This window comes from Streptomyces aurantiacus, assembly GCF_027107535.1.
Classification (GTDB): domain Bacteria; phylum Actinomycetota; class Actinomycetes; order Streptomycetales; family Streptomycetaceae; genus Streptomyces.
Window position 1 is genome coordinate 5,899,801 of record NZ_CP114283.1, and the last position, 14,614, is coordinate 5,914,414.

The window sequence follows — 14,614 nt, forward strand, 5'->3', positions numbered from 1 at the left end:
CATCCGCCGTGGGATCAGCGGCCGACGCGGATCAGCTCTGTCAGATAACGCCACAGTGACGAGCGCTGCCGGGCGGACGGGTCCGGGATCACCGTTTCGGCGGTCTCGGGTGCGGCGTCCGGCGCCCGCCGTCGCTCGGGCACCGGAGAGAGCTCGTACCGTACGGGCAGCGAACGCAGGCCCCGCATGAAGGGCGAGGAGCGCCAGGGCAGTTGGTCGACCGGCAGGGCGAGGTCCAGATGGGAGAACCGCTCGAACAGGCGGCCCACACCGACCGCCGCGACCGTCGACGCCAGTTCGCGCGCGGGACACTGGCGACGGCCCGCACCCCATGACAGATGTGCCCGGGTGCTGACCGTCGTGCTCGGGCACACGTTGTCGGAGAAGAGCGGGTCGGCGTGCGCCGCGGCGGAGGAGACCCACACCGGATCGCCCTCCCGGATCGTGTAGTTGCCGAGCGGGGTGTCCTTGGCGGCGAATCGCGGTACGAAGTTCACCAGCGGCGGCTTCCGCATGACCACGCGGTTCATGGACTCCCTGACCAGCCCGGCGGACAGGCTGGCCCGGACGCCGCCCTCACCCGAGATGACCTCGACCACCGTGTTGGAGACGAGGATGCCGACGTGGTCGGACGTCATGCCCAGCAGCATGAACAGTTCCCGGGCCAGCTCGTCGAGCGAGAGGTCGGGGTGCGCCGCCAGCAGGTACGAGGGGAAGTCGTCCCCGGGCTTCTCCCGCTTCGCCGCCGCGAGCTCCGCCAGCGTCGCGAGCAGCCGTTCCAGGGCGGGCTCGGCGTCCGGCCCCGCGTCCAGCACCCGCCACATGTCCATCAGCGCGTCGTCGCCCTGCGAACCGGGAAATCCGAGCAGATGGCTCGCCACCATCAGCGGCAGCGGCCTCGCGAACTGGGCGGACAGGTCCGCCAGTCCGGTCCCGCCGGCCTGTCCGACCAGGGTGATCAGTTCGTCCGCGTAGGCGGTGACAGCGGCCTTGAGCCTCTTCGCCTGAGGGTGGCGCGGGTCCTGGAACGGCTTGAGAGCCATGTCCCACGCCGTCCGCAGCGGCTGGTACCCCGGCCCGCCCTGGATGAGCACGTGATTGACCTCGAGCGACGGTCCGAGCGGCCAGTCGCCGGGCACCCGGCCCTCCGAACGGGCCCGCCACCTCTCCAGCCCCTTCGGCCACCCGTCGTCGTCCTGGAGTACGTCGAACGCCTCCCGGTAACCGAGGACCAGCCAGGCGGGTACCCCGAGAAGGTCGACGGGAGCCACCGGGCCGTGCCGCTGCCTCAGCCGCTCGTACACGAGCGAGGGACGCGTCTCGTAGTCCCGGGTCAGCAGCGGTTCAGGCGACATCTCCTCCAACCGCGTGCCGTCCAGATCCACGGATCCGCCCTCACCCGTCCGGGATTCCATCGTCTCGCCACCCCTCCAACACTCCCTGTACCGACGCCCCTTCAGCCGGTAGCCGGAAACCTTGGGGACCCTACCCCAGGCCCCACCTGCGAAGGAACGACGGGGCGTGCCGGCCGCACCGCCGGACGAGCGGTGGTCGCACCGCCCGCCGCGACGGCTCCGCTTCATTGAAACCGTTCAATCCTCGACGGCGCGGACACCTCAGACCCCATCGGAGGTCCGGCCATTATCCGACGGATCGTCAAGAAAATGCCACACACTCATTGACCCTCACCCCGTACGCCTCTACGTTCACCGGCGTGAATCGATTCATATCTCCTATCTGAGGAGTCCCAGTGATCAGCAGGAGGAACATCCTGGCGGGTACGGCGGCAACCGTGGCCGCCGCGGCCACCGACGCCGGTTCCGCGGTGGCCGCACCGGCTTCCCCACCGGCCCGGGCAGGCACGCACCGCGGCTCCCTGCGCGTCACCGCGCCGACCGTCGAGTACGTGCGGCATCCCCTGGGCATCGACGTACAACGCCCCCGGCTGAGCTGGCCGATGACATCGGACGAGCCCGGCGCGCGTCAGAGCGGCTATCGGATCCGCGTGGCCTCCAGCGCCACGCGCCTCACCCACCCGGACGTCTGGGACAGCGGAAGGATCGCGTCCGACGAGTCCGTCCTGGTGTCCTACGCGGGACCTCGGCTCAAGCCCCGCACACGCTACTTCTGGTCCGTCCGCGTGTGGGACGGCGACGGCAACGCCTCGGCCTGGAGCGAGCCGTCGTGGTGGGAGACCGGCCTCGTGGACGCCGCGCAGTGGTCCGCACAATGGGTCTCCGCTCCCCCGGCCCTCACGGACGCCCCGTCCTTCGAGGGCAGCGCCTGGATCTGGTTCCCGGAAGGCGAACCGGCCACCAGCGCACCGGCCGCCACCCGTTGGTTCCGCCGCGTCGTCGAACTCCCGGACGCGGTCACCGCGGCGACCCTGGCCATCACCGCCGACAACGTGTACGCCGTCTCCGTGAACGGCACCGAGGTGGCCCGCACCGACCTCGCCACGGACAACCAGGGGTGGCGCCGCCCCGCCGTCGTCGAGGTCCTCGCCCCACTGCGTACGGGCAGGAACGTCCTGGCGGTCGAGGCCACCAACGCGACCGTGGGGCCCGCCGGCCTGATCGCCGTCCTCAGTCTCCGCACGGCAACCGGCGAACAGCGGATCATCACCGACGACTCCTGGAGGTCGACGGACAAGGAACCCGCCGCGGACTGGCGAGGGGCCGACTTCGACGACAGCGGCTGGCCGGCGGCGAAGGAGGCAGCCGACTGGGGAGCCGGGCCGTGGGGGAAGGTCGTCCCCGCCTCGTTCGCCGCCCATCAACTGCGGCACGAGTTCAGGCTTCCACGCAAGAAGGTGGCGCGCGCCCGCCTGTACGCCACGGCCCTCGGCCTGTACGAAGCCCACCTCAACGGCCGCCGCGTGGGCCGCGACCAGCTCGCCCCCGGCTGGACCGACTACCGCGAGCGCGTCCAGTACCAGACCTACGACGTGACCACGCTCGTGCGGCCGGGCGCCAACGCCATCGGCGCGTACGTGGCGCCGGGCTGGTACGCCGGCAACGTCGGCATGTTCGGTCCCCACCAGTACGGCGAACGCCCGGCCCTGCTGGCGCAGTTGGAGGTGGACTACGCCGACGGAACGAGCGAACGCGTCACCTCGGGCACCCACTGGCGGGCCGCCTCCGGGCCGATCGTCTCCGCCGACCTGCTGAGCGGCGAGACGTACGACGCACGCAAGGAGACCTCCGGCTGGACATCGCCGGGCTTCGACGACCGGGCCTGGCCCGGTGTGCGCGCCGCGGGTGACGCCGCTCCCCCTCTGATCGTGGCCCAGCTGGACGGTCCGGTCCGCGTGACCGAGGAACTCCCGGTCAAGCAGGTGACCGAACCCGCGCCGGGTGTCTTCGTCTTCGACCTGGGCCAGAACATGGTCGGATCGGTACGGCTGCGTGTCTCGGGAGACGCCGGGACCACCGTTCGCCTCAGACATGCGGAGGTCCTCAACCCGGACGGCACCCTCTACACCGCGAATCTGCGCACCGCCGCGGCCACCGACACCTACATCCTCAAGGGCCGCGGCGAGGAGACGTACGAGCCGCGCTTCACCTTCCACGGCTTCCGCTACGTGGAGGTGACGGGATTCCCCGGTACTCCGTCCGCGGGAGCCGTCACCGGTCGCGTCCTGCATACGTCGGCGCCGTTCACCCTCGACTTCGAGACCGACGTCCCGATGCTCAACAAGCTGCACAGCAACATCACTTGGGGCCAGAGGGGCAACTTCCTCTCCGTCCCGACGGACACCCCCGCACGCGACGAACGCCTGGGCTGGACGGGCGACATCAACGTCTTCGCTCCGACAGCCGCGTACACGATGGAGTCGGCCCGCTTCCTCACCAAGTGGCTGGTGGACCTGCGGGACGCGCAGACCGCGGAGGGTTCCTTCACCGACGTGGCACCCACGGTCGGCGCGCTCGGTGACGGCGTCGCGGGATGGGGCGACGCGGGCGTCACGGTCCCCTGGTCCCTGTACCAGGCGTACGGTGACCTGCAGGTCCTCGACGACGCCTGGCCGTCCGTGCAGGCCTGGCTGAAGTACCTGGAGAGGAACAGCAGCAACCTGCTGCGGCCGGCCAGTGGTTACGGCGACTGGCTGAACGTCTCCGACGAGACACCCAAGGACGTCATCGGCACCGCGTACTTCGCCCACAGCACCGACCTCGCGGCCCGCATCGCCGAGGAGCTCGGCAAGGACGCCGCCCCCTTCACCGGCCTCTTCGAGCGCATACGCACGGCGTTCCAGAAGGCGTACGTCACCACCGACGGCCGAGTGAAGGGTGACACGCAGACGGGCTATGTCCTGGCCCTGTCGATGGACCTCCTGCCCACAGAGCTGCGAACGGCGGCCGCCGACCGGCTCGTCGCGCTGATCGAGGCCAAGGACTGGCATCTGTCGACGGGCTTCCTCGGTACGCCCAGGCTGCTGCCCGTCCTCACCGACACAGGGCACACCGATGTCGCGCACCGTCTGCTCCAGCAGCGGTCCTATCCCGGCTGGGGCTACCAGATCGACAAGGGCGCCACCACGATGTGGGAGCGCTGGGACTCCGTCCGGCCCGACGGCGGCTTCCAGACCCCGGACATGAACTCCTTCAACCACTACGCCTACGGGTCGGTGGGCGAGTGGATGTACACGAACATCGCCGGGATCGCGGCGGGCCGGCCCGGTTACCGGGACATCGTCGTCCGACCTCGTCCGGGCGGGGGTGTCACCTCCGCACGCGCCACGTTCACCTCGGTCCGCGGTCCCGTCTCCACCCGGTGGCGACAGCGCTCCGGCGGGTTCGACCTGACGTGCTCAGTGCCCGCCAACACGACAGCCGAGGTGTGGATCCCCACGCCCGCCCCAAAGGCGGTCACCCACACTCCCGCGACGTTCCTGCGCAGTGAGGACGGCTGCGCGGTGTACCGGGTCGGCTCGGGCACCCACCGCTTCGCCACGTGATCCGTTGAGTCCGGTGCGGGTTCCCGGCCGCGGCGAACGGTCCGGCCGGGGACCCGTCCACCACCCACTTCACCGCTGCGTGACCGCGGCCGGCGCACTCTCGGTGCCGCAAGGTTGGCAGGGGCGCGGAGAAGCGCGGTGGGGTCCCCATAGGGTGATCGCATGTCTGCCTCGTTGAGTTCCGCCAGATCCCGCGCCGCGTTGCGCGCATCGGCGCGAGTTTCCGTCGATCTGCTGCTGGTCCTGGTGATGACCGCCGTGACCCTCTGGCTTCTGGGCCGGATGTGGTCCGTGGTCTGGCCTCTCATAGTGGGACTGCTCCTGACCACCCTGACCTGGCCCCTGGCTCGCTTCCTGAGACGGCACGGATGGCGTCCCGCACTGGCGGCCTCCGCCGTGACCGTCCTGTTCCTCCTGGTGGCCTCGGCCGTCGTGGCGCTGATCGCGGTCCCGGTGGCCTCCCAGTCCGGCGAGCTGACCGACGGGGTGGTGGCCGGCATCCGCGAGCTGCGTGACTGGGCTGCCGGCCCGCCGCTGAACATCGGCGAGGACCAGATCGCGGGCGCCCTGGACGACGCCGTCGCCCGTATCCAGAAGAGTGCCGGCAGCATGGTCACCACGGTCGTCACCGGCGTGAGCACCGTGGTCAACGGTGTGGTCACCGCCGTCCTGGCGGTCTTCCTGATGTTCTTCTTCCTCAAGGACGGGCCGCGGTTCCTGCCGTGGCTCGCCCGTCAGCTGCCCGGCCGGCTCGCCACCGACGTCCCGATCGTGGCGGCGCGCAGCTGGGACACCCTGGGTGCGTTCGTGCGGTCGCAGGCGGCCGTCGGTCTGATCGACGCCGTCCTCATCGGTCTCGGTCTGTGGGTGGTGGACGTACCTCTGGTGCTCCCGCTCGCGGTGCTGACCTTCGTCTCCGCGTTCGTGCCGATCGTGGGCGCCCTGTTCGCCGGCTTCGTGGCGGTGCTCATCGCCCTGGTGTCGAACGGCCTGACGGACGCGCTGATCGTGCTGGCGATCATCATCGTCGTGCAGCAGCTCGAAGGAAACGTGTTCCAGCCGATGATCCAGAGCCGCGGGCTCGGTCTGCACGCGGCTGTGATCCTGCTGGCGGTGACCCTCGGCGGCAGCCTGGCCGGCATCGTGGGCAGCCTGCTCGCCGTCCCGGTCGCCGCGCTGATCGCGGTGGTCTGGAACTACCTGCGCGAGCAGCTCAGCGAGCCGCCGCAGGAACCGGACACCGGCGAACCGCAGACCGGTGCCGCCGTCGCCTCCTGACAGAGCGCCCGAGCCTCGTACACCGAGTTCCCGCAGGCGGGGCCGCTCCACACGACACAGCCGTGACACGGACCGTGCACCATCTCACTGCCGCGTTCCGTGTCAGTGGCGGGTGTCCCGCGGTTCGTCACAGGTGTCCGCCTCGGCGGCGGCCTTCAGGTCGCGCAACCACGTTTCGAGGCCCCAGCCGAGGGCTGCGGTCGCGGTGGGCACATCCGCCTCGACCTGGGCGCCCGTCCAGGTCTCCTCCGTGTGCACGCGGACGCCGCCCTTGACCTTCTCGAACGTCCACAGGTGGACGCCCTCGTCGATCCGCAGCCCCTCACCGATCGCGGGGCCGCTCCACACGACGCAGTCGTGACGCTGGAGCTGCCTGACCGTGGAGGTGATCTCCAGCGTGGTAGCGGGGGTGGTGGGGGTGGCCGGCGCCGGGGTCGCCCACCGGAACCGTGAGCCCTTGCGGAGGGGGCCGGAGTCGAGGCGTTCACCGGCGGTGACCGGGGACTGCCAGGACGGCCAGCGCTCCACGTCGGTCTGCAGGTTCCAGACGGTGCGCAGCGGCGCGTCGATGACGACGTCGGACGCGTAGCGGATCCGGGCGGTGGGGTCGACGCCTTCCCCGCGGCATGCGGAGGGGTTGCCGTGAGGGGCGGCGGCCTGCGCGGGGGCCGCGAGCGCCGTCGCGCCGAGGACGCCTGCGACGGCGAGCGAGACGGTGAGCACGGCGGTACGCGTGATGGGCATGGGGTGCCTCTCGTGGTGGGTGACGGTGGCTGATCAGATGGAGCGGCGCGGCGGCCCGGTGGCCGACGGCGTGCGCGTCGGGGTGCCCGCGGTGGCGCTACGGGTTCAGTACGACCTTGCCGACGACGGTGCCGGACTCGGCCAGCCGTAGTGCCTCGGCGGCGCGAGCGAGCGGCAGTTGGGCGGCGATCTGGGCGGTGACGTCGCCGCGCTGGAGGGCTGTGAAGACCTGGGTGAGGTCGGCGCGCAGCCGCGCCCGGAACCGGTTCTTGGCCAGAGCGCGGCCGGCCCAGACGTTGAAGAAGTAGGCGCGGCGCCGGTTGGGCAGGGCGTTCCACAGCCACACCCGGCCGAGCAGTTTGAGGACGGGCCACTGCTTGGATCCCTCGTCGTCGCGGGTGGAGGCGCTGCCGTAGGAGACGAGCGTTCCGCCGGGCGCAAGGAGGCCCCAGGAGTCGACGAGGCCCCGGCCGCCGACGTGGTCGAAGACGGCGTCCACCCCGCCGGGGGCGAGTTCGCGGACCCGCGCGGCGATGTCTTCGTCGCGGTAGTCGACGGGGGCGACGCCCCTTTCCCGCAGAGCGTCGTGATGACGCGCGGACGCCGTGCCGATCACCTTGGCACCCGCGGCCCGGGCGAGCTGGACCAGTACCGAGCCGACGCCGCCGTTGGCTCCGTGCACGAGGACGGTCTGCCCCGCACGGACGCGTGCCTTGCGGTGCAGCATCTGCCAGGCGGTGATGCCGTTGACCACCAGGGTCTCCGCCTGCGCCGCCCCGACCCCGTCGGGCACCTCCACCACGTCCGCCGCGTCGACGCGTACGTGACTGGCCCAGCCGCCGACCTTGAGCAGGGCGGCCACCCGGGTGCCGGCCAGGTCCGGATCCACGCCCTCGCCGATCGCCAGCACCGTGCCGACGAGGTCGTAGCCCGGCACGAAGGGGAACGCCGGCTGGTCGTAGTAGCGGCCTCGGCGCATCTGCTGCTCGGCGAAGGAGACCCCGGTCGCCTCCATCCGGATCACGACCTGGCCCGGTCCCGCGGCGGGGACGGCTCCGTGCCGGATCTCAAGACCTTCCGGCTCCACCTTGCCCGGCAGTACGACCTCGATGAGTCCTTCGGCGTTCATGACGACCTCCGTTGCGGCGCTTCGGCTTAGGCATTCTCGCGTTCGTTAGAAGTTGTAACTCATCACGAGAGTCAACGTCAATAGCTTGCGTGATAGCCTCTAACTAATTCTTGAAGCTGTAGAGACACGACTCCGGACGGGCGGCAGGCCATGGCGGACACGGGCACGAAGACCCCGCGCGAGCGCTACCGCGCCCAGGTGCAGGCGGAGATCAAAGAGCACGCGTGGGAGCAGCTGGCCACGGCGGGAGCCTCCGCGCTCTCCCTCAACGCGATCGCCAAGCGGATGGGAATGAGCGGACCCGCGCTCTACCGGTACTTCGCCGGTCGCGACGAGCTCATCACCGAGCTCGTCCGGGACGCGTACCAGAGCCTCGCCGACACCTTCCGCGCGGCCGCCGCCCCCGGACCCGACCTGCCCGCCCTGGCGCACGCGCTCCGCGAATGGGCCCTGCGGGACCCCCACCGCTACCTCCTCGTCTACGGCACCCCCGTCCCCGGCTACCAGGCCCCGGACGACGTCACCACGATCGCGCGCGACATCATGACGACCCTGCTCGACGCCTGCGCCGCGCTGCCCCCGGACGCCCCGGCGACGCCGTTCGACTCGCACCTGGAAGACCACCGGCAGTGGGCGGGCGGCCACCCCGCCCCGCCCGCCGTCCTCCACCGCGCCCTGACCTTCTGGACGCGGCTGCACGGCACCCTGTCCCTGGAACTCGCGGGCCACTTCACCGGGATGGACTTCGACCCCGCACTGCTCTACGCGGCGGAACTGGATGCCCTGACCGGCCCGTCGACGCACTGACCACCCGGCCCCCGGAGCCGGAATCCCCTCGCTCCGATGCGGGCGTGCTCTTCGGGCGAAGCCCTCTCAACGCGCCCGGCGCAGCGGGTACTTGCTCAGGCCGTCGACCTACGCGCGGACCAGGTGTCCGGCGGACGTGAACTCTGCCCGTTCGGGCAGGCTCATGTGCCTCTGCGCCTCGTGATGCCCGGAGGGCAGCCCGTTAGCGTCGTGCCGTGAGCTCCATGACCTTCGTGACACCGCCGTCGGCGTTCTGTTCCCTCGGATCCGCCGCGAGCGCGTGCGGAGGTCGCCGGTGATCGACGACCGGCTGGAGGAGACGGAGGCGACCGAGCCGGGCGGCGAGGGAGAGGGCCGGCGCCAGGAGCCTTCGACCGGACCGGCGCGGGCCGGCGGGAGTGCGGACGCGCGACAGCCGGGGCAGAGCGTGAAGCGCCCCCGGCGCGGCCCGGGTCCTTTCACTCTGCTGGTGCTGCCGGGCCTGGTCGCCCTGATGGGCGTGGCCGGCTTTCTGGCGCTGACGGGCGGCCTGTCCTCCCCCTGGGACGAGGGGGAGGGTGACGTTCCGTCCGCCACGGCCCGCGTCGACGCCTCGTACGTTCCCTGGCTCCGCAAGGCGGCGTCGGCCTGCACGGTCGTCACGCCGTCCCTGCTCGCCGCCCAGATCGACCGCCTCTCCGGCTGGAACAACGACGCGGGAGCGCTGTCGGGCGAGAAGGGCATCGCCGCGTTCACGGACGCCGGTTGGCGGACCTGGGGCAAGGACGGCGACGGCAACGGGCGCTCCTCCCCCCGCGACCCGGCGGACGCCATGGCGGCCCTCGCCCGACAGGACTGCTCCCTCGCCAGGAAGGTGACCGACCTCAGAACCGAGGGGGTCGTCTCCGGGGACCTGGTGGATCTCACCCTCGCCGCGTACGCGTCGGGCACGGACGCCGTGCGGAAGGCGGGGCGCGTACCCGGCGAGGCGGAGGCCTACGTCACCGAGGTGAAGTCACTGTCGTCGCACTACCGGGCGTTCGACCCGGACGGTTCCGGCGGCGCCGCGAACCGGGCGGCGGGCGCCGTGCTGGCCGCGCCCGTGAGCACCCTCACCGTCACCTCGCCGTTCGGTGCGCGCCAGCATCCGCTGACCGGGGTGACCAAGGTCCACACGGGGGTCGACTTCGCGGCGCCCCAAGGCGCGCAGGTCTCCTCGGCGGCGCAGGGCCGGGTCGTGTTCGCCGCGATGACCAAGGCGTACGGCAACCGGATCGTGGTCGACCACGGCAGCATCGGCGGCAAGCGGCTGGAGACGACGTACAGCCACCTGCTGTCTCTTCAGGTCTCCGTCGGTCAGGCGGTGGAAGCCGGAACACCCCTCGGCCTGGTCGGCTCGACCGGCCTGTCCACCGGCCCCCATCTGCACTTCGAGGTGATCCTCGACGGGCACTACACCGATCCGCTGCCCTGGCTCTCCCCCGGCGCGTGACAGGACGGCCGGCGCCGGGCCGTCAGACGTCGAAACGGCGACGGGACTCCTCGATGTGACCGAGGTACCGGTGGGTCCAGTCGCACATCCCGTCGACCGTCTTCCGCAGGGCGTGCCCCGGCTCGGTCAGGGTGTAGTCGACCCTCGGCGGGACGGTCGGGTGCACCTCCCGCTCGACCAGACCGTTGCGCTCCAGCATCCGCAGGTTCTGGGTGAGCATCTTGTGGCTGATGCCCTCGATCTCGTTGCGCAACTCGCTGAAGCGCAGGGTGCGTTCACCGAGAACCTCGATGATCAGCAGCGCCCACTTGTTGGCGATGTCCGAGAAGAGCTCCCGCGCCAGTGAGTCCGCGCGTGTGAGGTCCGCTTCGGCGGGCGAGCCCCTGAACTGCTTGGTCACCATCGGGTTCCCCAGTCACTGAAAAGTGCGTTCTTCCATGTCAGCGGTCACTCTCCTATGGTTCTCCAGTAACCACAAGAGAGCGACTTGGTGCCTGGTTCCGCGGAACCGGGCCCGGGGCCGCTCACGAGAAGGAGGCACACGGCATGGCCATCACCTTGGCGGACCCGAGCGGACTGCCGACGATTCCGGTGTACCGGCAAGTGGCGATCGCGACCGGGGCGAAACTCGTGTTCGTCGCGGGGCAGGTCGCCTGGGACGCCGACGGGATCACGGTCGGTGAGGGCGATCTCGCCGCCCAGGTCGAGCAGTGCTACCTCAACGTCGGCACCGCCCTCGCCGAGGCCGGCGGATCGTTCGACGACGTGGCGAAGCTGACCGTCTACGTCGTCGACTGGACTCCGGACAAGATGCCGATACTCCTGGAGGGCATCGAGCGGGCCGCCGGGAAGCTGGGGGTCACCCCCATGGCGCCGGCCACGCTGATCGGAGTGGCGGCCCTGGACGTTCCCGACCACCTGGTCGAGGTCGAAGCCACCGCGGTACTGGACTGAGCCGCCGCCCTCCGCCCCGGCCCGAGGACCTCTTTGCATGATCATGCGATGTCGTGCATACTCTTCCTATGTCTAAGGTCCTCACCTCCCTTCCCGCCGGCGAGCGCGTCGGTATCGCCTTCTCCGGCGGCCTCGACACCTCGGTCGCGGTCGCGTGGATGCGCGACAAGGGCGCCGTTCCGTGCACCTACACCGCCGACATCGGCCAGTACGACGAGCCCGACATCGCCTCGGTGCCCGGCCGTGCGAAGACGTACGGTGCCGAGATCGCGCGCCTGGTCGACTGCCGGGCGGCACTGGTCGAGGAGGGCCTGGCGGCGCTCACCTGCGGGGCGTTCCACATCCGCTCGGGCGGGCGTGCCTACTTCAACACCACACCGCTGGGCCGCGCCGTCACCGGCACCCTCCTCGTCCGGGCGATGCTCGAGGACAACGTCCAGATCTGGGGCGACGGCTCGACCTTCAAGGGCAACGACATCGAGCGGTTCTACCGGTACGGCCTGCTCGCCAACCCGCACCTGCGGATCTACAAGCCCTGGCTGGACGCCGACTTCGTCACCGAGCTCGGCGGCCGCAAGGAGATGTCCGAGTGGCTGGTCGCCCACCAGCTGCCCTACCGGGACTCGACGGAGAAGGCGTACTCCACCGACGCCAACATCTGGGGCGCCACGCACGAGGCCAAGACCCTGGAGCACCTGGACACGGGCGTGGAGACCGTCGAGCCCATCATGGGCGTGCGGTTCTGGGACCCCGAGGTCGAGATCGCCACCGAGGACGTGACGATCGGCTTCGACCAGGGCCGCCCCGTGACGATCAACGGCAAGGAGTTCGACTCCCCCGTCGACCTGGTGATGGAGGCCAACGCCGTCGGCGGCCGGCACGGCATGGGCATGTCGGACCAGATCGAGAACCGGATCATCGAGGCCAAGAGCCGCGGCATCTACGAGGCGCCCGGCATGGCCCTGCTGCACGCCGCGTACGAGCGCCTGATCAACGCGATCCACAACGAGGACACCCTCGCGCAGTACTACAACGAGGGACGGCGCCTCGGCCGCCTGATGTACGAGGGCCGCTGGCTGGACCCGCAGGCGCTGATGGTGCGCGAGTCGCTGCAGCGCTGGGTCGGCGCCGCCGTCACCGGCGAAGTGACGCTGCGGCTGCGTCGCGGCGAGGACTACTCGATCCTCGACACCCGGGGCCCGGCGTTCAGCTACCACCCGGACAAGCTGTCCATGGAGCGCACCGAGGACTCGGCCTTCGGCCCGGTCGACCGGATCGGCCAGCTCACCATGCGCAACCTCGACATCGCCGACTCGCGCGCCAAGCTGGAGCAGTACGCCGGGCTCGGCCTGATCGGCACCGGCAGCCCCGCCATCGGCGCCGCCCAGGCGGCCGCGACAGGGCTGATCGGCAGCATGCCGGAGATGCCGGAGGGCGGCGCCGAGGCCATCGCCTCCCGCGGCGAGGTCTCCGAGGACGAGGTGCTGCTGGACCGCGCCGCGATGGAGTTCGGCACGGACTGATCCGCCAGGCCGAGCGGACGGCTCGGCCACCCGGCGGGATGCACCGGGGACCCGGTGGCAGTGGACCGGCTCGACGCCGACGGCGTCGAGCCGGTCCACTGCGTTACAGGGACGCCGCGATCCGGGCGGGAAGGCCCAGGGCCCGCTGCTGACGCAGCCGGTGCGCACCCGTGTGGCTGCTCTCGTCTCTCCATGGATCTTGTCCAGCAGGGAGCAGACTGTGCGCAGCGTCGCCGTAACGCCCGAGGGCGATCACATCCGCTGGGTCGAGCTGCCGGGGCAGGAGCCGCGTGCATGGGTTGGGCGCCACGTCGCCCGCCTACTTCACGGAGGTCGCCGTTCATCCTCCGCTGGGCGGCCGCGAAGCCCAGCGCCGAAGTGCACACCAGCTCATCCGGGGGACGGACCCGACCATGCCACAGCTGCTGCTCGGCCTTGCGATCCCCCGTACGTTCCTGCTGCCGGAGGCGGACCAGGCGACGTTCCCGGGCTCGGCGGAGCTCACCGAAGCGGGGGTGTCGGTGGTCGCGGTACCCGACCGCGGACACACCATCATGCTGGACAACCCGGAAGCCTTCGTGAGAGCCACCGCCTCGGCGCTCACGGGCCGAGAACAGGACTGATCACAACCGGCCTGCGTTTCCTGGCAGTTGCTCATGGGATGGGCACCGGTGGCACTACCCTGCTGTGTCGTGCAGGAGACACGCCTTGACACTGCTCGGATCCGGGCGGCTCGCCGGGTGATCGACCCGGTCTTTCTCGACACCCCGCTGTACCGCTGCGAGGCGCTGGGGTCCGGCCTCGGGTGCACGGTGAGCATCAAGCTCGAAACGGCGAACCCGGTCCGCAGCTTCAAGGCCCGCGGCACCGAGCTGGTCGCGAGCCGGCTGGCCGACCATGCCTCGCGAGCGGTGGTGTGCGCGAGCGCGGGCAACCTCGGCCAAGCCCTCGCGTGGTCCGGTCGCGGCCGGGGGCTCGACGTCACCGTCGTGGCATCCCGCTTCGCTACACGGGCCAAGCTTGATCGCATCCGCGCACTGGACGCCGGCCTGGAGCTGGTGGACGGCGACCACGAGCTGGCTCGCGAGCGGGCGGCGGCCATCGCACGGTACGAAGGCATCCGGCTGGTCGAAGACAGCCTGGACATCGAGACCTGCGAGGGCGCGGCGACCATCGGCCTGGAACTGCTGGACACCGCGCCGTCGTTCGACACCGTCCTGATCGCCCTCGGCGGTGGGGCGCTGGCCACCGGCGTGGGTCATGTGATGAAGGCCCTGGCCCCCGCAGTCGAGGTGATCTGCGTCCAGCCGCTGGGCGCTCCGGCACTGACACACTCGTGGCACCAACGACGTGTCGTCACCACCGACTCGACCGACACCATCGCTGACGGCGTCGCCGGCCGGCGTCCCATCCCGGCCGTCCTGGACGACCTCCTCCTGGTCGCCGACGACGCCGTCCTGGTCCAGGAGGCGTCGATCACCGCCGGTATGCGGATGCTCCTCGACCACGCCGGCCTCGTCGTCGAACCGTCGGCCGCGCTCGGCATCGCAGCGATCCTCGAAGACCGTGACCGCTTCGCCGGCCGACACGTCGCCACCATCGTGTGCGGCAGCAACGTCGACTTGGACGCCTACCACCGCTGGGTCGGCGCGCCTCCCTTCCACACGTCCTGACGATTGCTCGTGCTGGAGGGCGGAGCGTCAGCGCCGGGCCGTTTCCACCGCGCTGAGCGGTCGTGGACGGGTGCG

At 70.8% G+C, this 14,614-nt stretch carries 12 protein-coding genes; 8 read left to right on the plus strand and 4 right to left on the minus strand.

Annotated elements, in window-relative coordinates; all coding sequences use genetic code 11:
• Positions 1 to 14: 14 nt before the first annotated feature.
• Positions 15 to 1,415, minus strand: a complete 1,401-nt coding sequence (locus O1Q96_RS28470; protein WP_269250871.1) for a cytochrome P450 — start codon at positions 1,413 to 1,415, stop codon at positions 15 to 17.
• A 335-nt stretch (positions 1,416 to 1,750) separates the two neighbouring features.
• Between O1Q96_RS28470 and O1Q96_RS28475 the strand changes: the two genes are divergently transcribed.
• A complete protein-coding gene (locus tag O1Q96_RS28475) occupies positions 1,751 to 4,960 on the plus strand; it encodes an alpha-L-rhamnosidase (RefSeq protein ID WP_269250872.1) in 3,210 nt (1,069 codons plus the stop codon).
• A gap of 162 nt (positions 4,961 to 5,122) precedes the next feature.
• Positions 5,123 to 6,238 (plus strand): AI-2E family transporter, encoded by a 1,116-nt coding sequence (locus O1Q96_RS28480; RefSeq protein WP_269250873.1) that lies wholly within the window; start codon positions 5,123 to 5,125, stop codon positions 6,236 to 6,238.
• A 102-nt stretch (positions 6,239 to 6,340) separates the two neighbouring features.
• On the opposite strand, the gene O1Q96_RS28485 is transcribed toward O1Q96_RS28480, so the two are convergent.
• A complete protein-coding gene (locus O1Q96_RS28485) occupies positions 6,341 to 6,982 on the minus strand; it encodes an SRPBCC family protein (protein WP_269250874.1) in 642 nt (213 codons plus the stop codon).
• A gap of 97 nt (positions 6,983 to 7,079) precedes the next feature.
• Positions 7,080 to 8,111: a medium chain dehydrogenase/reductase family protein gene (locus O1Q96_RS28490; RefSeq protein ID WP_269250875.1), complete on the minus strand. Its 1,032-nt coding sequence runs from the start codon at positions 8,109 to 8,111 to the stop codon at positions 7,080 to 7,082.
• Between the two features lie 150 nt (positions 8,112 to 8,261).
• On the opposite strand from O1Q96_RS28490, the gene O1Q96_RS28495 reads away from it, so the two are divergent.
• Entirely contained in the window at positions 8,262 to 8,918 is a 657-nt protein-coding gene (locus O1Q96_RS28495) for a TetR/AcrR family transcriptional regulator (protein ID WP_269250876.1), read from the plus strand.
• Positions 8,919 to 9,213: 295 nt separating this feature from the next.
• On the plus strand, positions 9,214 to 10,389 hold the full coding sequence (locus tag O1Q96_RS28500; RefSeq protein ID WP_269250877.1) for a peptidoglycan DD-metalloendopeptidase family protein: 1,176 nt from the start codon (positions 9,214 to 9,216) through the stop codon (positions 10,387 to 10,389).
• 22 nt (positions 10,390 to 10,411) lie between these two features.
• On the opposite strand, the gene O1Q96_RS28505 is transcribed toward O1Q96_RS28500, so the two are convergent.
• Positions 10,412 to 10,792, minus strand: coding sequence for a winged helix-turn-helix transcriptional regulator (locus O1Q96_RS28505; protein WP_269250878.1), 381 nt, complete (start codon positions 10,790 to 10,792; stop codon positions 10,412 to 10,414).
• Positions 10,793 to 10,935: 143 nt separating this feature from the next.
• Between O1Q96_RS28505 and O1Q96_RS28510 the strand changes: the two genes are divergently transcribed.
• The 4 genes from O1Q96_RS28510 (at position 10,936) to O1Q96_RS28525 (ending at position 14,539) form a co-directional block, all read left to right on the plus strand.
• Positions 10,936 to 11,343, plus strand: a complete 408-nt coding sequence (locus O1Q96_RS28510; protein WP_269250879.1) for a RidA family protein — start codon at positions 10,936 to 10,938, stop codon at positions 11,341 to 11,343.
• Positions 11,344 to 11,411: 68 nt separating this feature from the next.
• On the plus strand, positions 11,412 to 12,866 hold the full coding sequence (gene argG, locus O1Q96_RS28515) for an argininosuccinate synthase (RefSeq protein ID WP_269250880.1): 1,455 nt from the start codon (positions 11,412 to 11,414) through the stop codon (positions 12,864 to 12,866).
• A gap of 413 nt (positions 12,867 to 13,279) precedes the next feature.
• A complete protein-coding gene (locus O1Q96_RS44670; RefSeq protein WP_419586963.1) occupies positions 13,280 to 13,489 on the plus strand; it encodes a hypothetical protein in 210 nt (69 codons plus the stop codon).
• Between the two features lie 69 nt (positions 13,490 to 13,558).
• Entirely contained in the window at positions 13,559 to 14,539 is a 981-nt protein-coding gene (locus O1Q96_RS28525) for a threonine ammonia-lyase (protein WP_269250881.1), read from the plus strand.
• The last annotated feature ends 75 nt before the right edge of the window (positions 14,540 to 14,614 follow it).